The following is a 22651-nucleotide window of genomic DNA, read 5'->3' as shown; positions in this document are numbered from 1 at the left end:
CCTTCGTCACCCGAAGACGCAGGTGAGTAAGCGCCCCCGAGCTTGACCGAAAGATTCCCGTTTTGCCCTTCGACACATCCGAGGCTGAGAGTGTGCCCACGCGCCGCTCGAGTCGCCCCCGCATCGCGGCTTCCCCGGCCCCGGTGGACGAAGTGACCACCGGTGAGATCCACGAGACGTCGGCCGCGTCCGGTGCTGCCGCGCCCCTGTCGCGACGAGCTGCACGCCAGCGCGCGACGCAGCCGATTCCGACACCTGCGGTCGATCTCTCACCGATGCCCGCGACGAGCGGCGCGGCTCAGCGCGGGGAAGCCCCCGCCATCCCCGTGCCCGACGTGCCCGTCGAGGCGATTCTGGCCGAGTCCGTCGTGATCGTGACGTCCCAGACCGGACCCGTCGACGTGCCGACGGCTGTCGAAGAGACCGTGACTGCCGCTGACGCGCGGGCCGATGCCCCTCGGATTCCGACGGCGCCGCTCGTGGATGAAGATCTCTTCACCGCGGCATCCCAGACCTTCCGCTCCCAGGCGGCCGCAGCGCCGGCCGTCGAGACGGAGCCCCAGCCTGCGGAAGCAGAGCCCGCGACAACCGAGCATGTCGCTCCGCGGCGCGTGCGCCGCTCGAGGACGCGCAAGTTCGTTACCGCCGGTGCGACGATCGGGGTCATGGGGATCGCCGGGCTGCTCGCAGTATCCATGACGCTTCCCGCGGAAGCCGTCGCCGCGGCACAGGGTGCTCAGGCGACATCGGCGATGTCGCTCGTGGCCACCGGAACCGATGTTCCCGGTGCCGATGCCTCCGATGAGGAAATCCAGGCCTTCGTCGCGTCGTCGGATGTCGCGGACCCGAACCTCGAGCGCAGCGAGGACTACTCGACGGTCTCACTGATCGACGTCGCGGCCGAAGAGGGCATCCAGTACTCCGACTCGCTGTACACGAACGACCCCGAAGCGGCCATCCAGTGGCCGTTCAAGGTCGGCGTGGCGATGAGCTCGGGATACGGGCCGCGCTGGGGTCGCCTGCACGCCGGTATCGACCTCGTGCCCGGAAACGGTGCGCCGATCCAGGCGATCGCGGACGGCACCGTCCGCATCGCCACGGAGTCCGGTGGCGGATACGGCGTGACCGCGTACGTGGACCACGTCATCGACGGCAAGGTCGTGACGAGCCACTATTCGCACATGCAGTACGGCTCGCTGCGCGTCAAGGCCGGCGACAAGATCAAGGTCGGCGACATCATCGGGCTGGTCGGGAACACCGGTCATTCCTACGGTGCGCACCTGCACTTCGAGATCATCATCAACGGCTCCACGATCGACCCGTTGCCCTGGATGCAGGAGAACGCCGGACGCCATGACGGGGTCACCCCGGTTTCGTGAGAAGCACGGGGATCTGGTATTCTCGTGTGGTTGCCTGAACAAGGTGACAACGCCCCGATAGCTCAGTGGCAGAGCACTTCCATGGTAAGGAAGGGGTCGTCAGTTCAATCCTGACTCGGGGCTCGCAGCATTCTCTCGTCGAGAGCAATGCCGTGCGGCAGGGTAGCTCAGTTGGTGAGAGCGCACGACTCATAATCGTGAGGTCGCGGGTTCAAGCCCCGCTCCTGCTACAGACGAAAACCCCCGGATTTCCGGGGGTTTTGTCGTATCCGCGAGAGGTGGAGATGGCCAGGTGCGCCCGAGTTTCCGCGGTCAGTCCTCGTTCTCGATGACGCCTTTGAGAACCGTCGTCGCGGCCATGCCGTTCGGCCAGCCGGCATAGAACGCCAGGTGCAGCAGCGTCTCCTTCAGCTCGTCGTCGGTGACGCCGTTCTGGCGGGCGAAGGCGAGGTGGAATCGGAGCTGGTCCGTCTTGCCGAGTGCGGTGAGCGCCGCGACCGTTGCGAGAGATCTGTCGCGCTTGGACAATCCATCGCGCTCCCAGACCTCGTCGAAGAGGACCTTGTCGGTGTAGTGGACCATTCCGGGGGCGAAGTCGCCGAAAGCGTCGCGTCCTCCGGTCCAGCCGGTGCTCTGTTCTTCGACCATGGTCGTTCCTCTCCTCGTAGACTCCGTCGGTCGATCTGCCGATGTCAGCTCCATGGAATCAGACATCATGCCCGAGAGGGAGACCCTGCTGGGGGATGTACGGGCAGAGGGCCCCTCGGCTGCGTCCTCCGACGTGCACGTCGGAGGACGGTTCATCCTCCGAGGCGGAACGGTTCTCCCGGTGCGAGCACGTGGATGCGCTGCGGGTTCGCGACCACGGCCCACAACGTGTCCGGGTCGGCGTTGAACGGGGCGAAATCGGGGGAGTCCACGGACCCCCAATGGTGCAGGAGGAGGTCTGCGTCCGGGTAGGCATTGGCCATCTCGACCGCCCCGTCGAAGCCGAAGTGCCATTCGCTGTCGGAGAAGTCGAATAGCAGTGCGTCGGGGGAGGGCATCGTGAGGTGGTGATCGCGGATCAGGCGTGAGTCGCCCGGCGCCCAGATCGTCCCATCCGGGGTGTCGATCCGGAATCCGCAGCAGTCCTCGTCGCGGAACACGCGCTGCCCGGGTTCGGGGAAGGCGTTCTGCCAGGAGTGGTCCGCGGGCGTGACCGTGATCCGGACGTCTCCGATGTCGATCACGTCGCCGATGTCGTGACCCTCCGCCGGCATGCCCGCCTCGGTCATGAGCTCGCCGACATACCGGGTGGAGTGGAATCTCCGCGTGACCGGGGCGAGTGCCGTGCAGGTCGGCACGCTGTAGTGGTCGTTGTCCGAGTGCGAGACGAGCACCGCGTCGAGGCGCGGGATATCGGCGGCCTCGATCGGGAAATCGATCAGCACCGGCATGTCGAAGCCCTCGAGCAGGGGATCGACCGCCAGGAGAGTGCCGCGGGCGTTGATGAGGAACCCGGCCATGCCGAGCCAACGCAGCACCGTGCCATCGGTCGGCTCGAATGCGCTCGCAGGGATGGGCACGGTCGGCGGTGCCATGGCCTGTCCACGAGAACTGCGGGATACGGCGGCGGGGGAGGCGGTCATCGGAGCTCCTCGGTGGCGGGGGTGGGCTGGTGACGTATGGATACGGCGTGTGTTCTGACGCACCCGTGCGCGTCGCACACGATGGCGCTCTGGGTCGTCGAGTTCGTCTGCATGGGCTGTGATATCAGCGGTGCGCCCGCCGAGGGCTGGGGGTCCCGTGGAACGACGGACGCACCTACATGCAAAACGAACGGCTGAAGGGCTCTCACTTAGCGCATCAATGGAGCCGCGAGGCAAGAGCCCCCCGCGTAGAGCGACATCGGCGGGTCCCCCAGAGTCCCGGCGTCGCGCTCTAATGCGAACGATACGCCTGGTTCTGTGAAAGCATCACCCCTTGCTCGATCCGTTCCGGTTCTCCATCTTCGGCGGACGCTGCTCCGCCCGCGCCGCTGATGCCGAGCGGTACGTCGATCGTCGAGCCGACCGATCACACCGCGGCCGCCGCCTTGGTGATCGGCGGGTGCTCCCCGGCATCCTGCGGGTCGAACTCTGCCCCTCCGAGCATGAAGATCCCGCGCTGGGGCATCCAGAAGTCGCCGAGGCGAGTCTGTTCTCGCAACGGCGCGACGGGGCCGAGATCCTCGCCGTCGAGCGAAGCGGTGGAGTCCGTCACCACCCACATCCGGCGCACTCTCGCCCGGAAACGCTGGTGATTGGGCGTGCGGCCGGTCATGCCGATGCGGCCTGCGCGCAGGGACGGACCGGAGACGCCGCCGAGTGCCGTGAGGAACCCGTCGCTGCGCCAGAAGCTCTCCGGGAGGGCGCCGGCCATGCCCGACATCATTCGTGTCATCCCGGTCTCGCCGAGGGTGACATCCCAGTGCAGCCCGATGTCGTCGTCGATGAGCACCGTGAAGCTCGCATCGTCCGTCCATCCCACCCAGATCGAGTGGACAGAGGTGGATTCGAGCGCGCTTCCGAAGTATCGGGGACACGAAAGCGCAGCGTCGATCGTCGTGTAGATCGTCCAGGCGCCGTCCGGCGTGCGCAGCCACACGGAGGTGTAGCCGGGGCCGACGGAGGTCACCGGGAACCGGCGCAGGCCGAGCACGTGTCCCGAGGCGAACGGCAGGCTCATGAGCGCGTAGCCGGAGAACCTCTCGGAGGCGCCGGGAAGGAGGTCGTCGTGAGCTTCGGCGACGGCTGCGAGGTCGCGGGCGCTGGGCATGATGCCTCCGCTGCCGACGCTACTCCGGAACAGGGACGGGCGACAGGGGATGCTCGCCCTCGCGCCTCGCCCCGCCCGCCACTCGGTAGAGTGCTGAGCATGTCTGCGACGAAGGTGTTGTTCATCGGTGGAACGGGGATCATCTCCTCGGCGGCGAGCGCTCTCGCGGCGCAGCGCGGCATGGAGGTGACGCTGCTGAACCGCGGGCAGTCGCGCCGCGCGCCCGCCGAGGGCGTGGAAGTGCTCACGGCCGACATCTCGGATGCCGCGGCCGTCGACGCCGCTCTCGCCGGCCGCGAGTTCGACGTCGTCGCCGACATGATCGCCTTCACACCCGAACAGGTGCAGCGCGACATCGAACGGTTCGAGGGACGCACGGGGCAGTACGTCTTCATCAGCTCGGCGTCGGCCTACCAGAAGCCGGTCGCACGCCTCCCGATCACGGAGTCGACACCACTGCGCAACCCCTACTGGCAGTACTCGCGCGACAAGATCGCCTGCGAGGATCTGCTGTCCGCGGCCTATCGAGACCGCGGATTCCCCGTGACGGTGCTGCGTCCGTCCCACACGTACGACAGGTGGACGATCCCCGCTTTCGGCGGCTGGACGGCTATCGACCGCATCCGCCGGGGCGAGGAGATCATCGTGCACGGCGACGGCACATCCCTGTGGACTCTGACCCACTCGCGCGACTTCGCCGTCGGATTCGTCGGGCTGCTCGGCAACTCTCTCGCCTTCGGCGACACGTTCCAGATCACGAGCGACTTCGTCTACACCTGGAACGAGATCTACGGGATCCTCGGACGCGCGGCCGGCGCCGAGCCGAAGATCCGGTACGCGACCAGCGCCGCGATCGAGCAGGCAGCTCCCGAGCGCGCCGGGCAGCTGACCGGCGACATGGCGCACTCGGTCGTGTTCGACAACACGAAGATCCGCAGCGTCGTGCCCGACTTCAATCCGACCACCGCGCTGCATCAGGCGGCGGGCGAGATCATCGACTGGCACGACGCTCATCCCGAACTGCAGCGGGTCGATCCGGGGATGGACGCGCTGTTCGAGAGCTTGCTCGCATAGCAGACGGGCTTTCGACGGCGCCGCCTGCTCAGGCCGCTCTCCACTCCGCTCGATGAAGTCCAGCATCAGCGGCGCCGCCACGGCCGAATGCGTCTCGAGCAGCAGATGCCCGGCATCGAGGATGTGGGCCTCCATTCTCGGCAGGTCGTGCATCCATGACACGGTCTCGGCGAGATCGAAGAAGACGTCGTGCCGCCCCCATTCCAGCAGACCGGGCGGTCGCCTCCGGGCGAGGTACTCGGCGATCTCGGCCCAGCGAGTCACGTAGGTCGCGTAGTCGGTGACCAACGCCCGTTGGGTCTCCATCCGTCCCGGCAGGTTCATCACCCGCCAGTCCTCCTCCCGGCGCTCGGCCGGGATGGACGCGGTCACGTCCGAGGGAACGCCGGCCAGGCGCATGCCGTCGCACCCTCTTAATTGTCGCTCTTGACAACTTATTCTCCTCGGCTCTACGCTTCAGAAAGTCTCGAGCACCGTTCCGAAACTTTTGGAGCACTCGGGCAACACAGCCAACATCTCGAAGAGGAGAATCATGGTTCATTCCATGCGCAGGACAACGTGGGTCCGGGCGGCAGCGGCAGCAGGGGCGGTGGCGGCGCTCCTCGCGACGAGCGCGTGCACATCCGACAGCGGCGACGCGTCGACCGAGGTCGACCTCGACGCGCAGTCGGTCGGCGCGATGGAGGATTTCGCCGCGGATGAGCAGTTCGAGGCCACCGAGCCGATCGACGTCTCGATGCTCTGGACCGACTGGCCCGAGGTGCCCGTCACCGATGACTGGCAGATCTTCGACGAGATCGAGGAGCGCACGGGCGTCTCGATCGATCTGACCCACATCCCGTTCAGCGATGCCACCGAGAAGCGGAGCCTGCTCATCTCGGCCGGTGACGCACCGACCGTGATCCCCCTCGTCTACACCGGGGAGGAAGCGCCCTTCGTCTCCTCCGGCGCCGTGCTGCCGATGAGCGACTACGTCGAGTACATGCCGAACTTCCAGAAGTACGTCGAGGAGTGGGATCTCGGCGACATGATGGAGCGTCTCAAGCAGGCCGACGGCAAGTACTACATGCTCCCCGGCCTTCAAGAGGTCTCGGTTCCGACCTTCTCACTCATCATCCGCAAGGACGTCTTCGACGAGGTCGGCGCCCCGGAGCCGGACACCTGGGAGCACCTGCGCGAGGGCCTGGAGCTGATCAAGGCGAAGTACCCGGACTCCAAGCCGCTGGCCGACGGGTTCGAGGGCCAGTCCATGCTCAACTACGCCGCGCACGCGTTCGGCACGCAGGCCGGATGGGGCTTCGGTGAGGGCACGATCTGGAACGAGGAGAAGGGCGAACTCGAGTACGCGGGCACCAACGAGGGCTACCGCGACATGGTCGAGTTCTTCCACGGTCTCGTCGAGGACGGTCTGCTCGACACCGAGTCGTTCACGGCATCCGATGCGGGTGGGGGAGCGGCGAACGTGTCGGAGAAGATGGCCAACGACCAGGTGTTCGCAGCCTCCGGAGCGAGCGGGACGGTCAACGAGTTCGCGACCGCGCTGAACGCGACCGCCGGCGAGGGCAACTACGAGCTCGTGCAGATCGCTCCTCCGGGCGGCGAGGCCGGCATGATCGTCGAGCCGCGCAACTTCTGGAACGGCTTCATGCTGAGCTCGGAGGTCAAGGACTCGCCGAACTTCCTCGCGACGCTGCAGTTCCTCGACTGGCTGTACTACAACCCCGACGCGAACGAGATGATCCGCTGGGGTGTCGAGGGCGAGACGTATGAAAAGGCCGAGGACGGCACGATCACCCTGAACCCGGAGTTCTCGCTCGACGCGTTCAGCATCAACCCCGGCGCGCCGACCGACATCAAGACGGACCTCGGCTGGTCGAACGATGTGCTCGCCGGTTCCACCGAGTCGCGGGAGCTGAAGGAGTCGTACAACGCACCGCAGTTCGTCGACTACATCGACACGGTGCTCTCCAGCCGCACGCCTCGCGACCCGAACCCGCCGGCTCCGCTCGACGAGGCCGAGCTCGAGCAGGCGTCGCTGATGTCGACCCCGCTGTCGGATGCCGTGCGCACCGCCACCCTGCAGTTCATCCTCGGCGACCGCGACCTCTCCGAGTGGGATGCCTACGTCTCCGAGATCGAGGCCGCCGGAGTGCAGAGCTACCTCGACCTCGTGAACGGTGCCCGCGAGCGGTTCGCGGAGGAGAACGGCTGAGACGCTTCCGGGCCGCCGACCTCGCGTCGGCGGCCCGGAACAGTCGAAGGACGACGATCATGACCGCGACCACGACGGATGCGGCAGCCCCCGCGCAGCCGCAGAACGACTCCCCACCGGGTGCGACCACCACCCGCGTCATCACGACCGCAGGAAAGCCGTCGCGCCGATCACGACGGCAGGCCCGCACGCCGTGGCGCAAGGCGCTGCGTCGTGACTGGCAGCTGTACGCGCTGGCGCTGCTGCCGGTGATCTTCCTGCTGATCTTCCGTTACATCCCGATGCTCGGCAACGTCATCGCCTTCCGCAAGTTCCGCCCGGGCGGCAGCATCTTCGGTGAGGAATGGGTCGGGCTGCGCTACGTGCAGATGTTCATCAACGACCCCGCGTTCTGGCACGTGTTCTGGAACACCGTCATCCTGGGCGGATTGACGCTGCTCGTGACGTTCCCGCTGCCGATCCTTCTCGCTCTGCTGCTCAACGAGGTGCGAAAGCGCTCGTTCAAGCGCATCGTGCAGTCGATCTCCTACCTGCCGCACTTCCTCTCCGTGGTGATCATCGTCGGCATGGTCATGCAGCTGCTGTCGCTGCAGGGCACCGTCAACCAGGTCATCGAGGCGATGGGCGGCGAGGCGATCCCGTTCCTCCAGCGCCCCGAGTGGTTCCGTGCGATCTATGTCGGATCCGAGGTCTGGCAGACCGTCGGCTGGGGCACGATCCTGTATCTCGCCGCTCTCACGACGATCGACGAATCGCTGTACGAGGCGGCGCGCATCGACGGCGCCAATCGCCTGCAGCAGACCTGGCACGTGACACTGCCCGGCATCCGGCCGACCATGATCACGCTGCTGATCCTGAACATCGGAGCCTTCCTCAACGTCGGCTTCGAGAAGGTGCTGCTGCTGTACAACCCGCTCACGTACGAGACGGCCGACGTCATCTCGACGTACCTCTACCGGGTCGGCCTCGTGTCGAACAACCTCAGTTACGCCGCCGCGATCGGACTCTTCCAGGCACTCATCGGCCTCGTCATGGTCCTCGGCGCGAACTTTCTGTCCAAGAAGATGGTGGGAACGAGCCTGTGGTGACCATGACAGAGCGGATGCCGGCGCCGCCACGAACCGTCGGCGTGAGGGACTCGGTCGGATACCGCGCCTTCACGATCATCAACATGACGCTGCTCGTCCTGGTGTGCGTCGCGATGCTGTACCCGTTCGTCACGGTGCTTGCGCAGTCGTTCAGCTCGCCGGGTGCGATCAAGGCCGGCCAGGTGAGTTTCTGGCCGGTCGAGTTCAACGTCGACACCTACGCGGCCGTCATGGGCAACGGCATGTTCTGGCGCAACTACGGCAACACGGTGCTGTACACGGTCGTCGGCACCGCCATCGCCATGACTCTCACCACGACCTACGCGTACGTCCTCTCCAAGCACCACCTGCGCGGACGCGGGGTCCTCATCGGCATCGCCGTGTTCACGATGTTCTTCAACGGCGGACTCGTGCCGAACTACGTGCTGATCTCGTCGCTGGGCATGAAGAACACCATGTGGGCGATCGTGCTGCCCGGTGCGATCTCGGTGTTCAACCTGCTCGTCATGAAGTCGTTCTTCGAGAACCTCCCGCATGAGCTCGAGGAGGCCGCGCAGATCGACGGCCTCGGCTGGTTCGGGATCTTCACCCGCATCGTGCTGCCGCTGTCGAAGGCGGTGATCGCCACGATGATCCTCTTCTACTCGGTGGCGTTCTGGAACGACTGGTTCGGCGCCTTCTTGTATCTCGACAAGAACGAGCTGTTCCCCGTGACGCTGTTCCTGCGCAACATCATCGCCGGAGCGTCGACGGCGGCGACGGAGAGCGCGGCGGCCGGCGGCAGCGCCGCCGACCTGAACCCGAACATCCAGTCGGTGACGATGATCCTGACGGTCATCCCGATCCTGTGCATCTACCCGTTCGTGCAGCGCTACTTCGTCTCGGGCGTGATGCTCGGCTCGGTGAAGGGCTGATCGTGGCGGACAGGCTCGTCGCCGAGGTGGGCACGGGGTACGTGTCCCGGGCTGCCGCGACCATGTATCGCTGGATGGTGCTCGCCGCCTTCCTCGCGCTGTGCGGTGCACCGACCGTGCTGGTGTGGATGGCCCTGGGGCTGACCGAGGGGGCGTCGTCGATCTTCTACGTCGCGGCGCTTCTCCCGATCGCGCCCGCGCTGTCGGCCGCACTGTATGCGCAGCGCGCGTGGGAGGAGGAGCCGGATCTGCGTCCTGCCCGCCCGTTGTGGCGCGGACTCGTGCGCAACCTGAAGGACGTGCTCGCCTGGTGGGTGCCGGTGCTGGTGATCGCCGGCGTCCTCGTCGTGAACGCGATCTCCGGCGCTGCGGCCCCCGGTGGGGCGATCCTGCAGCCGATCGCCATCGTCCTGCTCGTCGTTCTCGCGCTGTGGTCGGGGCACCTGCTGGTCGTCACGAGTTACTTCTCGTTCCGCACGCGCGACGCGATGCGCATCGCCGCGGCCGAGCTGTTCACCCAGTGGCGGACGACGCTGGCATTCGCGTGCCTCGCCTTCGTGGCGGCGGCCGTCGTAGCCATGGCCTCCGAAGCGGTCCTGCTGCTCTGCGCCTGGGCGTTCGCGCTCGTCCTGCGCGTGATCTCGCGCCCCGTCGAGACCGATGTGAAATCGAGGTTCACCCGATGACGGATGCCCAGACCTCCACCAGGTACCGTCACCGCGAGGCCGAGGCCAGCATCCTCGTGCTCGGCGCCGACGGGCAGCCGCTGCGCGATCGCGACGTGACCGTCGCGCAGGTGCGGCACGAGTTCGGGTTCGGCTGCACGGCTCCTGGCGTCCCCGGCGATGGCCCGCTCGCGCAGTGGCTCGACCTGTTCGACACGGCGACACTGCAGTTCTACTGGGGACGCTACGAGCCGGAGCAGGGGCAGCCGGACGTCATCGCGCTGACCCGCCGCGCCCGCGGACTCGCCGAGCACGGGGTGCGGCTCAAGGGGCATCCGCTCGTCTGGCACACCGTCAAGGCGCCGTGGGTGGATCGACTCCCGCTCGACGAGGCCGAGCGGGCGCTGCGCGGCCGGATCCGTCGCGAGGTCGGTGACTTCGCCGGGCTCGTCGACACCTGGGACATCGTCAACGAGGCCGTCATCATGCCGCACTTCGCGAACGAACCGGACGGCATCCGCAACGCCATCACGCGGCTCTGTGAGAAGTACGGTCAGGTGGAGTTCATCCGCATGGCCGTCGACGAGGCGCGCGCGGTGAATCCGGACGCCACGCTGGTCCTCAACGACTTCGACCTCGGGCCCGGCTACGAGCGGCTGATCGGCGACGTGCTGGATGCCGGGGTCCGCGTCGACGCGATCGGCCTGCAGTCGCACATGCACAAGGGATACCGCGGCGAGGAGCAGGTGCAGGAGATCTGCGAACGCTTCGCGCGCTTCGGCCTGCCGCTGCACTGGACCGAGACGTCGCTGCTGTCCGGCGACCTCATGCCGCGGCACATCGAGGACCTCAACGACTACGTGGTCGAAGAATGGCCGTCGACGGCGGAGGGGGAGCAGCGCCAGGCCGACGAGATCGTGCGGCACTACCGCACCCTCGTCGAGCACCCGGCGGTCGCGGCGATCACGTACTGGGGCTTCGACGACGCCACCGCCTGGTTGAACGCTCCGAGCGGACTCATCCGACGCGACGGCTCGGCGAAGCCGGCGTACGACGCGCTCCGCGAACTCGTGCGCGGCGAGTGGTGGCTCGACGAGGTCGCGACCCGCACGGATGCCGACGGACGCATGCCTCTGCGCGCGTTCGCCGGCGATTTCGAAGTAGCGGCGGACGGCCGCCGCTGCACCGTCTCGATCGGCACCGGGACCTCGTCCGTGCAGGCCGTTCTGGACGGGTGAGGATGCCGGAGCCGACCGGTGTTTCGCGCGTAGGATGGGACGCACGTTCCGGCGGGGAGAGAAACAGAATGGCACGAGGCGGCGCGACGATCGCCACGATCGCGAAAGAGGTCGGCGTCTCCGTACCCACTGTCTCCCGCGTTCTCAACGGGCGAAGCGACGTCGCTCCCGCGACGCGTCGACGCGTTGAAGAGGCACTCGCGCGCCACGAGTACCGCAAGCCGGTCGGGGCGGCATCGCCCACGAAGGCCGACGGCCTGCTCGATCTCGTCTTCCACGAATTCGGCAGCGCCTGGGCGCAGGAGATCATCGTCGGCGTCGAGAAGGCGGCCGCGCCGCGCGGCGTCGGTGTCGTGCTCAGTGAGCTCGGCGGCTCGCACCGTCCGCCGCAGGAGTGGATCGACAGCATCACCTCCCGCGGTACGCGCGGCGTGCTGCTCGTCCTCTCGCGGCTGGACGACACGCAGCAGCGTCAGCTGACGGCGCGATCCATCCCGTTCGTCGTGCTCGATACCGACGGCGAGACTCCGGCCGGTGTACCGACGGTCGGCTCGAACAACTGGAACGGCGCGCTCTCCGCGACCCGCCACCTGCTCGAACTCGGGCACCGGCGCATCGCCGTGATCTCGGGCCCGCAGGCCGTGCTGTGCAGCCGTGCCCGCGTCGACGGGTTCCGCAGCGCGCACGGGGAGGCCGGTCTCGAGGTCGACCCGTCCCTGGTGAAATGGGGCACTTTCGAGGTCGCCGCCGGCTACGAGCACGGGCTCGACCTCCTGAGCCGCCCCGACCGTCCGACGGCAGTGTTCGCCGGCTCCGACTCGCAGGCGCTCGGACTCATCCGCGCCGCGCACGAGCTCGGTCTGCGGGTGCCGGCCGATGTCTCGGTGGTCGGCTACGACGACCTCCCGCTGGCGTCCTGGCTCGCTCCGTCCCTCACCACTGTGCGCCAGCCGCTGTCCGAGATGGCGGCGCTCGCGACCCAGATGCTCATGACGCTGTCCGACGGACAGCCGTTGGCGTCGCAGAAGGTGGAGCTCGGAACCGAGCTGATCGTCCGGGAGTCGACGGCACCGCCGACGGCATGAGAAGAAGCTGTACACGAATCGAGCGAAGGAGCTGGATATGACGCGTCCGATCACGTTGTTCACGGGGCAGTGGGCCGATCTGCCGTTCGAGGAGGTGGCTCGTCTCGCGGGGGAGTGGGGTTATGACGGCCTCGAGATCGCCTGCTGGGGCGATCATCTGGATGTGTCCCGGTGGGATGACGCGGAGTATGTGCAGTCCCGGTTGGACATCCTGGCCCGCAACGGCCTGAAGGTGTGGACGATCTCGAATCATCTGGCGGGTCAGGCGGTGTGCGACGACCCGATCGATCAGCGCCATCGCGACATCCTGAATGACCGGGTGTGGGGCGATGGCGAGCCGGAGGGTGTGCGTCAGCGGGCGGCGGAGGAGTTGAAGTCGACGGCGCGGATGGCTGCGGCTTTGGGTGTGAGGACGGTCGTGGGGTTCTCGGGGTCGTCGGTCTGGAAGGGTGTGGCGATGTTCCCGCCGGCGTCGGATGAGTGGGTCGAGGCGGGGTATCGGGACTTCGCGGACCGGTTCCACCCGATTCTGGATGTGTTCGAGGAGGTCGGGGTGCGGTTCGCGCTCGAGGTGCACCCGTCGGAGATCGCGTACGACTATTGGACGGCGAAGCGGACGTTGGAGGCGATCGGGCATCGGGAGAGTTTCGGGATCAATTTCGATCCGTCGCATTTCATGTGGCAGCAGTTGGATCCGATCGCGTTCGTCCTGGACTTCGCACCGCACATCTTCCACGTGCATGTGAAGGAGTCGGTGACGAATTTCGACGGCCGTAATGGGGTGCTGGGTTCGCATCTGCCGTGGGCGAATCCGCGGCGCGGGTGGACGTTCGTGTCGACGGGGCATGGTGAGGTGCCGTGGAATGCGTTGTTCCGTGCGTTGAACGCGATCGGGTACGAGGGGCCCACTTCGGTGGAGTGGGAGGATGCCGGGATGGATCGCCTCCAGGGTGCTCCGGAAGCACTCGCGTTCGTGCGCGAGTTGAACGCGATCACGCCACCCGCTGCCGCCTTCGACGCCGCCTTCTCCACCAAAGCCTGACCGATGCCCGGCGGGCCCGGACCATGCAGCCCGGGCCCGCCTGCCATCGTCAGCCCCGGAATGCCTCGACGTTCTCGCGTGCCCACTGCGCGAACGTGCGCCCGGGCCGGCCAGTCAGGCGCGTGACGGTGTCCTGCACGATCTGCCCGACCTCGGGCGGGTTCTTCGCCAGATCGAGCCCGAACGCGACATACGTCTCGTCGTAGCCGAACGCCCGCAGTCGTTCGACCTCCTCGTCCTCATCGAGGTGGATCCACTCGACATCTTCGCCCAGGGCCTCGCCGATGCGCGCCGCGCGCTCGGCCGGCGTCAGCGCTTCGGGACCGGTCAGAAAGTAGACCTGGCCATCGTGTCCGTCTTCGGTCAGCAGCACGACCGCGACAGCGGCGATGTCGCCGGCATGGATCATCGCGCTCGGCCAGTCGGCGAGCGTGCGGACGCGCCGATGCTGCGCGACCTCGGGCGCCCACTCCAGAGCGTTCGTCATGTACTCGACCGGTGCGAGCTGCGCCCACGGGATGCTCCCCGCGCGCAACGCCGGCTCGAGAGTGCTCTCGAACCAGCCGCCCAGCACGCTGATGCGTCGGACCCCGGATGCCTCGGCCAGCGTCACGAGCTCCGCTCCGTTCTGCAGCGGCGCGCCGGTCGCACCGTCGAACGTGATGAAGTGCACCGCTTCGCACCCGGCCATGGCGGCGCGCATGCTGTCGAGATCGGTCAGATCGCCCTGCACCGCGACCACGCCATCCGGGAACTGCGCCCGCTCGGGGTGGCGCGTGAGCGCACGAACGCTCTCACCCCGCTCGGCCAGTTGCGCCACGATGTGTCGTCCCACGTTGCCGGTCGCGCCGGTCACCAGAATCGTCATGAGAAGGTCCCTTCGTCGGTTGTGAGCTCAGCTTCTCGAACATTGCGGACAGATATTGTCCGCATCAGAAACCGTCGAACCTGATGGCCGTCGGACGTCCGTGACCGGTCACTGACATGGCAGGATCGAAGCCATGCCTCTTGCACCTGCTCGCCTCGAAGACGTGACCGTTCAGGATCCGTACCTCCGCAACGCCGCCGAGAAGACGCTCGACTACGTCCTTGGCCTGGACCCGGAACGGCTGCTGTTTTCCTTCTATCGGGTCGCCGGTCTTCCGCCGACGACGGCGGACGGCTACGGCGGCTGGGAGCGCGAAGAGGGCACACGGTTCCAGGGGCACTTCTTCGGCCACGTGATCTCCGCGCTGTCGCAGGCGTACGCGTCGAACCGCGACGCCGCGATCCGTGACGTCATCCTCGAACGCCTGTCCGCCGCCGTCCGAGGCCTCGACCGCTGCCAGCAGGCGTACGCCGTGGCGCACCCGGATGCCGCGGGCTGCGTCTCGCCGTTCTCACCCGACCTGCTGCCCAGCGGCGGCGACGGCCTGCTCGTGCCGTTCTACAACCTGCACAAGGTGCTGGCCGGACTCCTTGATGCGCACCGCTATGCGCCGGCGGAGATCGGCGGGATCGCCCTGCGTGTGGCGAGCGGCTTCGGCACCTGGATCGAGACGTACGCCGGCGCGCTGAACGACCCCGCGGTCATCCTCGATACCGAGTACGGCGGCATGAACGAAGCGCTCTACCGGCTGTACGCGGTCACGGGCGACCCGGTGCATCGCCGAGCGGCCGAGCGGTTCGATGAGACCGACCTGTTCCAGAGCCTGGCGGCGGGCGACGACATCCTGGCCGGTCGGCACGCCAACACGACGATCCCGAAGCTCGTCGGCGCGTTGAAGCGGTACACGGTGCTGGCGGAGCGCGCCGAAGCCGACGCTGAGCTCGACATGCACCGTGCTGCCGCCGAGAATTTCTGGCGCATCGTCGTCGCCGATCACACCTACGCGAACGGCGCGAACAGCCAGTCCGAGCACTTCCATGCGCCCGGCACGCTGTTCGAGCGCGCGAACAACGGCGCCGTCACGGGCTACGGCGAGAACTCCACGGCCGAGGGCTGCAACGAGTACAACATGCTCAAGCTCAGCCGGGCGCTCTTCGCGCTGACCGGCGACGTCCGCTACGCGGACTACGACGAGCAGGCGTTCATCAACAGCATCCTGGCGTCCCAGAACCCCGAGACGGGCATGGTGACGTACTTCCAGCCGCAGCGGGCCGGCTACGCGAAGGTGTTCGGCCAGCCCTACGACCAGTTCTGGTGCGACCACGGTACCGGGATCGAGAGCTTCACCAAGCTCGCCGACGGCATCTACGTACTGGACGACGACACCGTCGTCGTGAACAGATTCGTCTCCAGCGAGTTGCGGCTGCCGGAGTGGAATCTGCGCCTGATCCAGGTGGCCGACGTTCCGCACGACGAGACCGTGCGCTTCCGCGTCGAGAGCCTCGACGGCAGCCCTGTGGCGGTCACGCTGCGCCTGCGCGTTCCGTCGTGGGCTGCGGCCGCTCCGACGCTCGCCATCGACGGCCGTCCGATCGCGGCCGCCGCGGACGGCGGCTATCTTGCCGTCGACGTCTCCACCGGACAGGACGTGACCTACACGCTGCCCGCGGAGGTCCGGATCTCGGATGGCACCGAGAACGAGAACTGGGTCGCGTTCACGTTCGGCCCTGTCCTGCTCGCGGCGGAACTCAGCCGTGAGAACGTCGACGCCACGTACACCGCCGGCGTCCTCGTGCAGATGGGCGTCGCCGACCGATCGCTCACCGGTGACATCGTCGTCGATGATCCGGCCGTGTGGAAGCAGTCGATCGCCGACAATCTGGTCCGTCTGCCGGATGGCCAGGACGGGCGCCTGCGCTTCGGGATGCGCAACGTCGACGACAGGTCGGCCGCGCTCGTCTGGGAGCCGTACTTCAGCCTGTACGGCGTCCGCTACGCCACCTACGTCACGCTCGTGACGCACGGGGCCGGATCGGATGCCGTGGTCACCGGCCCAGACGTCATCGACGCCCTGACCTCATTCGACAACAACAACTCCGAGGCCGACAAGAACCACCGCTTCCATGCCTCGACGGTCGGCGTGCGGGACGGCGCGCAGTACCGGGAAGCATCGGCGGATCCGGACGCCTACTTCGAATACGACCTGATCGTCGATCCCCGCGCAGAGGTCAATCTGCTCGGCATCCGATACAGCGGACAGGATGCCGGGCGCACCTTCGACGTGCTGCTGAACGGGGTGCTGCTCCGGCGCGAGAGCATCGAGGACCCGCACGGCGACGGCTCGCTCTGCGAGCGCGTGGACGAGATTCCGCACCATATCCTCGCGTCGCACGGCTTCAAGCGCGACCAGCACGGCGGCTTCGCGCTGGATGCCGCGGGGCAGCGGATCCCGGCCGTCACCGTGCGGTTCCAGAGCGCCGGAGAGACGCCCGTGGGCGGGGTGTTCGGGGTGCGGACCGTTCGGTCATAGGCCTGCGGTGCCGAGAGGTGTCGCCGCTACGCTGATCGCATGACGAGCACCCGCGGTCGGCAGGCACCCGTGCTGCGCGTGGTGCGCCGGCTTCCGGCGACTCTCGCGCTCACGGCTCTGATCCTCGCGTGCGGCGTCATCTGGCAGGGGTTGTGGACGCCGTTCGAGCAGAGCGACGCCTTCGACGCGGTGGCATACGGCCTCCCCGCGTTCGAGGCCGGCCGATGGTGGACGGCCTTCACCGGGACGTTCTTCGTCGTGCAGCCCTGGGTGTACGCGCCGACGCTCCTGGGGCTCTGGGGGCTCGCGGTGCTCGAGTATCTGCGCGGGTGGCGGGTCGCCCTGCTGTATTTCTGGATCGGTCAGCTGTTCGCCGTGTTCGCCTCGGCGCTGGTGCTCTGGCTCTGCGCGTTCCTACCGCACTGGCAGTGGGCGCAGGCCCAGGCGGCTTCGCTCGATGTCGGCGCGAGCGCCGGTGCCTTCGCATGCATGGGCGCGGCGGCCGGCCTGTTCGTCTCGCCCTGGCGGGTTCGGGTCTGGCTGGTGCTGCTCGCGATGGCGACGGTGGCACTGCTGTTCGTGGGTACCGTCGCCGATTTGGAGCACATGGCCGCACTGCTGCTCGTTCTGTTCGTGGACCGCTCGCTGCGGGTGCAGCGGGCCACCGTGCGCGAGCAGCGGATGATCGCGTTCGTCGGGATGCTGGCGTTCGCCGCGATCGAGGTCATCTTCGCGATCGTCCCGACCGACGGTCCATTCGGCGCCTCGGAGCCGCTGTCCGGGTCCCCGTGGACGACCGTGCTCGACGTGGCCGTCGTGCTGATCATCGCGAACGGCCTGCGGAGCGCCCGGCGATGGGCGTGGGTCATCGCGATCATCCTGCTCGCGATGAACGTACTGCTGGCGGTGCTGCTGGTCGCCCTGATCGGGTGGGGACGCGCCGCCGGCGTCGAGGTGGCGATCAGCGGCGACATGACGATCGATGTCGCCGCCGGCGCGCTCGCGTTCGTGTTCCTGATCTACCTCGTGTGGGTGCGGCGGGCGTTCCGGTGGAAGCGGAGGGGGCTCCTCGGCGATGGCGATCCGGTTGCCGTCGACGAGGTCAAGGCGTCGCTTCGTCGGCATGGCGGTGGCACGCTGTCCTGGATGACCACGTGGGAGGGCAACGAGTACACGCGCACGTCGTCCGGGATCATCGCCTATCAGCGCCACGCCGGCGTCGCGATCGCGCTCGCCGATCCGCTCGGTCCTGCTTTCGGACGTGGGCGCTCGGTCGACGAGTTCATCGAGCAGGCAGAGCGCGCCGGGCTGACTCCGTGCTTCTTCAGCGCTGCCGATGCGACACGTGATGTCGTCCCCGACACCTGGCGCAGCCTCGTGGTCGCCGACGACACGATCGTCGATCTTCCCGGGCTGGAGTTCACGGGCAAGAGGTGGGGTGCGGTGCGGACGTCGTTGAACCGAGCCGGGCGAGAGCAGATGACCTTCCGCATGAGCCGGCTGAAGGACGAGCCATGGGGAGTGCGGGCTCAGCTTCAGGCGATCTCATCGTCCTGGGTCGGGGACAAGGGGCTGCCCGAGATGGGCTTCACCCTGGGGACGCTCGACGAGGCTGAGGATGCCGAGGTGCGCGTCGCACTGGCGATCTCGCCGCAGGGCGACGTGGACGGCTTCCTCTCCTGGTTGCCCGTGTACGCGGAGGGCGAGCTCCACGGGTGGACGCTCGACCTCATGCGACGTCGAGATGGCGGTTTCGGGCCGGTCATGGAGTTCCTCATCGGGATGTCCGCGGCGCACTTCCGCGATGAGGGCGCGCAGATCCTGTCGCTGTCCGGCGCGCCACTGGCGCACGACTACCCGCCGGATGCCAGGCTGATCGCCGAACTCAGCACGAAGCTCGCCGATGCTCTCGAGCCGGTCTACGGCTTCCGCTCGCTGCACCGGTTCAAGGAGAAGTTCCACCCGCGGTACGAGACGCTGCACCTGCTGTTCCGAGACGAAGCCGATCTCCCGCGGATCGGTGCAGCGCTGACCCGGGCATTCCTTCCGGATGCGACGCTGCGCCAGTTCGCCGGTGCAGGACTCGAGCTCGTACAGCGGGACAGGGCCTAGCCGACCGCGGTCGGCTCCTGCACTCGGCCGCGGACGAACATGAGCAGGATCAGACCGACGATGACCACGGCGGTGTTTCCGAGGCCCGCGAACGCGGTGAGGGCGCCGTCCGACGGGTACGTCGCGAGCAGGAAGATGCTGGGATCGGTCGTCGCGTGCAGAAGCATGGGCCAGATGATGCTGCCGGTCACGCGCAGCGCGAGGTACATGCAGATGCCGAACGCGAATGTGTAGACGAGCTGAATCAGAGTGGGGACCAGGGCCTGTCCGGTCAGCAGATTGCCGGAGTGGAGACCGGCGAACACAGCGGCGGAGATCACGGCGACGACGATCTCGCGGTAACCAGCCTTCCGCAGCAGATTCACCACCAGCCCTCGGGTCAGCAGCTCCTCGGCGAAGCCGATGCACAGTCCGGCGAGCAGCCACATCGCGACCACGCCGAACCCGGCCTTCGAATAGTCGATCGTCGCGAACCGCAGCACGTTGAACAGCAGCACGACGACCACGGCGATCCACATCCACGCGGCCCCGCGGATCGGCTGCGGGCCGAAGAGCTCGCGCAGCCATCCGACGGAGGCGGCGAAGATCACGAGGATGATCCCGCCGAGCAGGATCGGAAGCACGTAGAACACGAGAACGCCGGTCGCGCTCTCCGGGTCGCCGATGAACGGGACCAGCGGGAGGAATGCGAGCGAGAAGAGCTCATAGAGCACGAAGTATCCCGCGGCGAGGATGAGTGCGCGCCACCATCCGCCCTTCTCCCAGAAGGCTCGCCACGGCGAGACGGATGCGGTAGCGGTCATGGTTGCTCCTCGGCTCGAACGGAGCCGCCTCGTGGTGCTCCCATGGCAACGGTAGGGTCTCGTGCCCGCTCGGGGCAATGCGAGAGGTGTGCTCGATTCGATCACAGGCTCGCTGAGGCGCGCTCCCTCGTTCGCCGGCGGTCCGTTCGGCGAACGAGGGGACGCATCACGCGATGGCGCGCAGGCCTTCGAGCAGCGGCGTCGTCGGGCGGCCGATCAGGCGCGCGAGCGTGCCATCGGTGTCGGCCAGGGCGCCGTCGCGGATTCCGGCATCCAATGCGGTGACGAACCCGATCGTTCCGGAGTCCAGCCCGGCCTCTTCGAGAGCAGCCGCGTGCTCCTCGGTCGACAGCGCGGTGTACTCGACCGGGCGGCCGGTGAGCTCCGCGAGGGCGGCTGCGAGGTCGGAGAACGTCCACGCGACGTCGCCGCCGAGTTCGTACACCTCACCCGTGTGACCGTCCTCGAGCAGTACGACGGCCGCGGCATCGGCGAAGTCCGCACGGCTCGCAGACGCGACCCGGCCGTCGCCGACGCTCGCCGCGAGAACGCCGGTCGCCGAGGCCTGCGCCACGTTCCCGGCGTAGTTCTCGGTGTACCAGTTGTTGCGCAGGATCACGGCGGGAAGCCCCGCGGCGGCGATGAGCTCCTCGGTGGCCTTGTGCTCCGGAGCGAGGACGAGAGCGCTGGTCGTCGCCTTCGGGGCGCTCGTGTAGACGAACTTCGAGACACCGGCATCCTTCGCCGCATCGATGACGGCCTTGTGCTGGTCCACGCGCCGGCCGACCTCGGAACCCGAGATGAGGAGCACGGCGTCGACGCCATCGACGGCGGCGGCGACCGTCTCCGGGCGGTCGTAGTCGAGTTCGGCGACGCGGACGCCGCGGCCTGCGAGATCAGTGGCCTTCGCGGTGTCGCGGGCGCCGGCGACGATCGATGCCGGGTCCGCGCCGCGCGCGATCAGGCTGTCGACGACGAGGCGTCCGAGGTTTCCGGTTGCGGCGGTGACGAGGATGGTCATGGGGTGTCCTTTCGTGGTGACCTCCGTGACAACGCGCACGGCCTTGACGTACATTCCGGCGAGCGGGTACCCACTTTGAGGTAAGGTACCCACATGACGGTGAGTTTTGCGCAGATCAAGGCCTCCACGCCGGGTGTTTTCGAAGAAGGCTGCAGCACGCGGGTGGTCCTCGACCACGTGATGAGCAAATGGGGCGTCCTCGTGCTGTCCGCTCTCTCGGAGGGCACGCTGCGGTGGGGCGAGCTGAAGCGCACGATCACGGGCATCAGCGAGAAGATGCTCGCCTCGACGCTTCGGACCCTCGCGGACGACGGCCTCGTGCATCGCGAATCGCTGCCCACCGTGCCGCCCCACGTCGACTACAGCCTCACGCCGCTCGGCAGAGACCTGATGGAGCGCATGCTCCCGCTCGTCGAGTGGGTCGCGGACAACTCCGATCGGATGCTGGGGCGACCCTGATCAGGCCGTCGCCAGGATCCGCGCGGTCGTCCGCGCGCTGAAGCGCAGGCTGTCGACCGGCACGCATTCTTCTGCGGAATGGAACTGCCCGTACACGTCGAAGCCGTCCGGAACGCGCAACGGGACGAAGCCGTACCCGTGGATGCCGAGACGGGCGAAGTGCTTGTTGTCGGTCGACGCAGGCAGGAGGTACGGCACCACGACGCCGCCATCGTCCTCCGCGCCGATCGCGGCCGTGATCGCGGCGATGAGGGGCCCCTCGATCGGAGCGGAGATCGGTGCCATCGACGCCAGCGGTTCGACGTCGACGCCGTCCCCGGCCAGCCGGCGCAGCTCGGCGAGGAGGTCGGCCTCGCCGTCCGGAAGCGCACGCACATCCACGGTCGCCTCGGCACAGCCCGGGATGACGTTGCTCTTGGATCCGGCGCGCAGAACCGTGGGCGCGGCCGTGTTCCTCGCGGACGCCGTGGCGAGCTTCCCGACGAACCCCAGCTGCTCGAGCTGCGCATCCAGCTCGTCGTCATCGAACGTCACGTCGGCGGCCGCACCGAACACATCGAGGAACCGCTGCAGCGCCGGGGTGCGCACGACGGGGAATCGGTGCGTCCCGATACGGGCGACCGCGCCCGCGAGACGGACGACGGCATCGTCCGGCTGCGGTCGCGACGCATGCCCTGCCTCGCCCCGGGCGGTGAGGCGCACGCCGCCGACGCCCTTCTCCGCCGTCGCCAGCAGATAGGCGCGGCCGTCGCCTGCGAGCGGTACCGAGAATCCGCCGACCTCGCTGACCGCCTCGCTCGCACCGTGGAAGAGGTCCGGCCGGTTGTCGACGAGCCAGCCGGCGCCCCACACGCCGCCGCTCTCCTCGTCGGCGAGGAACGCGAAGATCAGATCCCGTCGCGGACGGGTGCCGGAGCGGGCGAGGTGGCGCGCGACCGCCAGGATCACCCCGGCGAAGTTCTTCATGTCGACCGCGCCGCGGCCGTAGAGAAGGCCGTCCTCGATGACCGCGCCGAACGGCGGATGGACCCACTCCGCCGAGTCCACGGGCACCACATCGAGGTGCGCGTGGACGACGAGGGCCGCCGCATCGGGATCGGTTCCGGCGATGCGCGCCACGAGGCTGCCCCGGCCGGGTACGGGCTCGACGAACTCGGTCGAGATGCCGACCTCGTGCAGGCGCTCCTGGACGTAGCGCGCGGCCCGCGTCTCACCGTCGCCGATCGTCTCCGCGACTGCGGTGTTGACGCTCTCGATGCGGATCAGGTCGCGGACGAACTCGACCGCCTCGGTCTCGAGGATGCTGTGGCTCACCCGTTCACCGTATGTCGTCGCTCGGGCACGCCGTCGACCGCGTTACGC

19 protein-coding genes and 2 tRNA genes are annotated in these 22651 nt (G+C 67.8%); 14 read left to right on the top strand and 7 right to left on the bottom strand.

The window, feature by feature from the left end:
- Positions 1 to 92 precede the first annotated feature (92 nt).
- The 3 genes from M2317_RS14555 to M2317_RS14545 all read left to right on the top strand — a co-directional run bounded on the left by M2317_RS14555 (position 93) and on the right by M2317_RS14545 (position 1609).
- A complete protein-coding gene (locus tag M2317_RS14555; RefSeq protein ID WP_429461327.1) occupies positions 93 to 1379 on the top strand; it encodes a peptidoglycan DD-metalloendopeptidase family protein in 1287 nt (428 codons plus the stop codon).
- 51 nt (positions 1380 to 1430) lie between these two features.
- Positions 1431 to 1502 (top strand) — tRNA-Thr (locus M2317_RS14550).
- Positions 1503 to 1535: 33 nt separating this feature from the next.
- Positions 1536 to 1609: transfer RNA gene (locus M2317_RS14545), tRNA-Met, on the top strand.
- Between the two features lie 82 nt (positions 1610 to 1691).
- Here M2317_RS14545 and M2317_RS14540 read toward each other — a convergent pair.
- From M2317_RS14540 to M2317_RS14530, 3 genes are all read right to left on the bottom strand, one after another.
- Positions 1692 to 2027 (bottom strand): carboxymuconolactone decarboxylase family protein, encoded by a 336-nt coding sequence (locus M2317_RS14540; protein WP_429461324.1) that lies wholly within the window; start codon positions 2025 to 2027, stop codon positions 1692 to 1694.
- Positions 2028 to 2179: 152 nt separating this feature from the next.
- Positions 2180 to 3010 carry an MBL fold metallo-hydrolase gene (locus tag M2317_RS14535; RefSeq protein ID WP_429461322.1) on the bottom strand — a complete coding sequence of 277 codons (831 nt, stop codon included), beginning with the start codon at positions 3008 to 3010 and terminating at the stop codon, positions 2180 to 2182.
- A gap of 427 nt (positions 3011 to 3437) precedes the next feature.
- Positions 3438 to 4178, bottom strand: coding sequence for a hypothetical protein (locus tag M2317_RS14530; protein ID WP_429461320.1), 741 nt, complete (start codon positions 4176 to 4178; stop codon positions 3438 to 3440).
- A 99-nt stretch (positions 4179 to 4277) separates the two neighbouring features.
- On the opposite strand from M2317_RS14530, the gene M2317_RS14525 reads away from it, so the two are divergent.
- The 8 genes from M2317_RS14525 (at position 4278) to M2317_RS14490 (ending at position 13496) form a co-directional block, all read left to right on the top strand.
- Entirely contained in the window at positions 4278 to 5252 is a 975-nt protein-coding gene (locus M2317_RS14525; RefSeq protein ID WP_429461318.1) for an NAD-dependent epimerase/dehydratase family protein, read from the top strand.
- Positions 5253 to 5796: 544 nt separating this feature from the next.
- Entirely contained in the window at positions 5797 to 7464 is a 1668-nt protein-coding gene (locus M2317_RS14520; protein ID WP_429461316.1) for an extracellular solute-binding protein, read from the top strand.
- 59 nt (positions 7465 to 7523) lie between these two features.
- A complete protein-coding gene (locus M2317_RS14515) occupies positions 7524 to 8552 on the top strand; it encodes an ABC transporter permease (RefSeq protein ID WP_429461314.1) in 1029 nt (342 codons plus the stop codon).
- A 2-nt stretch (positions 8553 to 8554) separates the two neighbouring features.
- Positions 8555 to 9466, top strand: a complete 912-nt coding sequence (locus tag M2317_RS14510) for a carbohydrate ABC transporter permease (RefSeq protein WP_429461599.1) — start codon at positions 8555 to 8557, stop codon at positions 9464 to 9466.
- 2 nt (positions 9467 to 9468) lie between these two features.
- The gene (locus tag M2317_RS14505; protein ID WP_429461312.1) at positions 9469 to 10152 is read left to right on the top strand and encodes a hypothetical protein; all 684 of its coding nucleotides are present in this window, start codon (positions 9469 to 9471) and stop codon (positions 10150 to 10152) included.
- Complete coding sequence (locus tag M2317_RS14500) at positions 10149 to 11369, top strand: endo-1,4-beta-xylanase (protein WP_429461310.1); 1221 nt, start codon at positions 10149 to 10151, stop codon at positions 11367 to 11369. The genes M2317_RS14505 and M2317_RS14500 overlap by 4 nt, the downstream gene beginning before the upstream one ends.
- A gap of 68 nt (positions 11370 to 11437) precedes the next feature.
- Entirely contained in the window at positions 11438 to 12454 is a 1017-nt protein-coding gene (locus tag M2317_RS14495; protein ID WP_429461308.1) for a LacI family DNA-binding transcriptional regulator, read from the top strand.
- A 37-nt stretch (positions 12455 to 12491) separates the two neighbouring features.
- Positions 12492 to 13496: a sugar phosphate isomerase/epimerase family protein gene (locus M2317_RS14490; RefSeq protein ID WP_429461307.1), complete on the top strand. Its 1005-nt coding sequence runs from the start codon at positions 12492 to 12494 to the stop codon at positions 13494 to 13496.
- Between the two features lie 49 nt (positions 13497 to 13545).
- Here the strand turns inward: M2317_RS14490 and M2317_RS14485 are convergent, their stop codons facing one another.
- Positions 13546 to 14364, bottom strand: coding sequence for an SDR family oxidoreductase (locus tag M2317_RS14485; RefSeq protein WP_429461305.1), 819 nt, complete (start codon positions 14362 to 14364; stop codon positions 13546 to 13548).
- Between the two features lie 133 nt (positions 14365 to 14497).
- On the opposite strand from M2317_RS14485, the gene M2317_RS14480 reads away from it, so the two are divergent.
- Together M2317_RS14480 and M2317_RS14475 are read left to right on the top strand one after the other, a co-directional pair.
- Complete coding sequence (locus M2317_RS14480; protein ID WP_429461303.1) at positions 14498 to 16894, top strand: beta-L-arabinofuranosidase domain-containing protein; 2397 nt, start codon at positions 14498 to 14500, stop codon at positions 16892 to 16894.
- Between the two features lie 39 nt (positions 16895 to 16933).
- Entirely contained in the window at positions 16934 to 19006 is a 2073-nt protein-coding gene (locus M2317_RS14475) for a bifunctional lysylphosphatidylglycerol flippase/synthetase MprF (protein ID WP_429461301.1), read from the top strand.
- On the opposite strand, the gene M2317_RS14470 is transcribed toward M2317_RS14475, so the two are convergent.
- A complete protein-coding gene (locus tag M2317_RS14470) occupies positions 19003 to 19809 on the bottom strand; it encodes a CPBP family intramembrane glutamic endopeptidase (protein WP_429461299.1) in 807 nt (268 codons plus the stop codon). The genes M2317_RS14475 and M2317_RS14470 overlap by 4 nt on opposite strands.
- Before the next feature lie 166 nt (positions 19810 to 19975).
- Positions 19976 to 20830 carry an SDR family oxidoreductase gene (locus M2317_RS14465; RefSeq protein WP_429461297.1) on the bottom strand — a complete coding sequence of 285 codons (855 nt, stop codon included), beginning with the start codon at positions 20828 to 20830 and terminating at the stop codon, positions 19976 to 19978.
- A gap of 93 nt (positions 20831 to 20923) precedes the next feature.
- On the opposite strand from M2317_RS14465, the gene M2317_RS14460 reads away from it, so the two are divergent.
- Positions 20924 to 21289, top strand: a complete 366-nt coding sequence (locus M2317_RS14460) for a winged helix-turn-helix transcriptional regulator (RefSeq protein ID WP_429461295.1) — start codon at positions 20924 to 20926, stop codon at positions 21287 to 21289.
- On the opposite strand, the gene M2317_RS14455 is transcribed toward M2317_RS14460, so the two are convergent.
- A complete protein-coding gene (locus tag M2317_RS14455) occupies positions 21290 to 22603 on the bottom strand; it encodes a M20/M25/M40 family metallo-hydrolase (protein WP_429461293.1) in 1314 nt (437 codons plus the stop codon). It abuts the gene before it with no gap.
- Between the last annotated feature and the right edge of the window lie 48 nt (positions 22604 to 22651).

It is taken from the genome of Microbacterium sp. ZKA21 (assembly GCF_050434165.1).
Classification (GTDB): domain Bacteria; phylum Actinomycetota; class Actinomycetes; order Actinomycetales; family Microbacteriaceae; genus Microbacterium.
The sequence above is the reverse complement of the archived record's forward strand: the minus strand, read 5'-3'. Positions and strand labels throughout refer to the sequence as shown.

Bases quoted from the DNA above. Each gene is read 5' to 3' on its own strand.
- M2317_RS14540 (WP_429461324.1), bottom strand. From the start codon at position 2,027: ATGGTCGAAGAACAGAGCACCGGCTGGACCGGAGGACGCGACGCTTTC.
- M2317_RS14535 (WP_429461322.1), bottom strand. From the start codon at position 3,010: ATGACCGCCTCCCCCGCCGCCGTATCCCGCAGTTCTCGTGGACAGGCC.
- M2317_RS14530 (WP_429461320.1), bottom strand. From the start codon at position 4,178: ATGCCCAGCGCCCGCGACCTCGCAGCCGTCGCCGAAGCTCACGACGAC.
- M2317_RS14525 (WP_429461318.1), top strand. From the start codon at position 4,278: ATGTCTGCGACGAAGGTGTTGTTCATCGGTGGAACGGGGATCATCTCC.
- M2317_RS14520 (WP_429461316.1), top strand. From the start codon at position 5,797: ATGCGCAGGACAACGTGGGTCCGGGCGGCAGCGGCAGCAGGGGCGGTG.
- M2317_RS14515 (WP_429461314.1), top strand. From the start codon at position 7,524: ATGACCGCGACCACGACGGATGCGGCAGCCCCCGCGCAGCCGCAGAAC.
- M2317_RS14510 (WP_429461599.1), top strand. From the start codon at position 8,555: ATGACAGAGCGGATGCCGGCGCCGCCACGAACCGTCGGCGTGAGGGAC.
- M2317_RS14500 (WP_429461310.1), top strand. From the start codon at position 10,149: ATGACGGATGCCCAGACCTCCACCAGGTACCGTCACCGCGAGGCCGAG.
- M2317_RS14495 (WP_429461308.1), top strand. From the start codon at position 11,438: ATGGCACGAGGCGGCGCGACGATCGCCACGATCGCGAAAGAGGTCGGC.
- M2317_RS14490 (WP_429461307.1), top strand. From the start codon at position 12,492: ATGACGCGTCCGATCACGTTGTTCACGGGGCAGTGGGCCGATCTGCCG.
- M2317_RS14485 (WP_429461305.1), bottom strand. From the start codon at position 14,364: ATGACGATTCTGGTGACCGGCGCGACCGGCAACGTGGGACGACACATC.
- M2317_RS14480 (WP_429461303.1), top strand. From the start codon at position 14,498: ATGCCTCTTGCACCTGCTCGCCTCGAAGACGTGACCGTTCAGGATCCG.
- M2317_RS14475 (WP_429461301.1), top strand. From the start codon at position 16,934: ATGACGAGCACCCGCGGTCGGCAGGCACCCGTGCTGCGCGTGGTGCGC.
- M2317_RS14470 (WP_429461299.1), bottom strand. From the start codon at position 19,809: ATGACCGCTACCGCATCCGTCTCGCCGTGGCGAGCCTTCTGGGAGAAG.
- M2317_RS14465 (WP_429461297.1), bottom strand. From the start codon at position 20,830: ATGACCATCCTCGTCACCGCCGCAACCGGAAACCTCGGACGCCTCGTC.
- M2317_RS14460 (WP_429461295.1), top strand. From the start codon at position 20,924: ATGACGGTGAGTTTTGCGCAGATCAAGGCCTCCACGCCGGGTGTTTTC.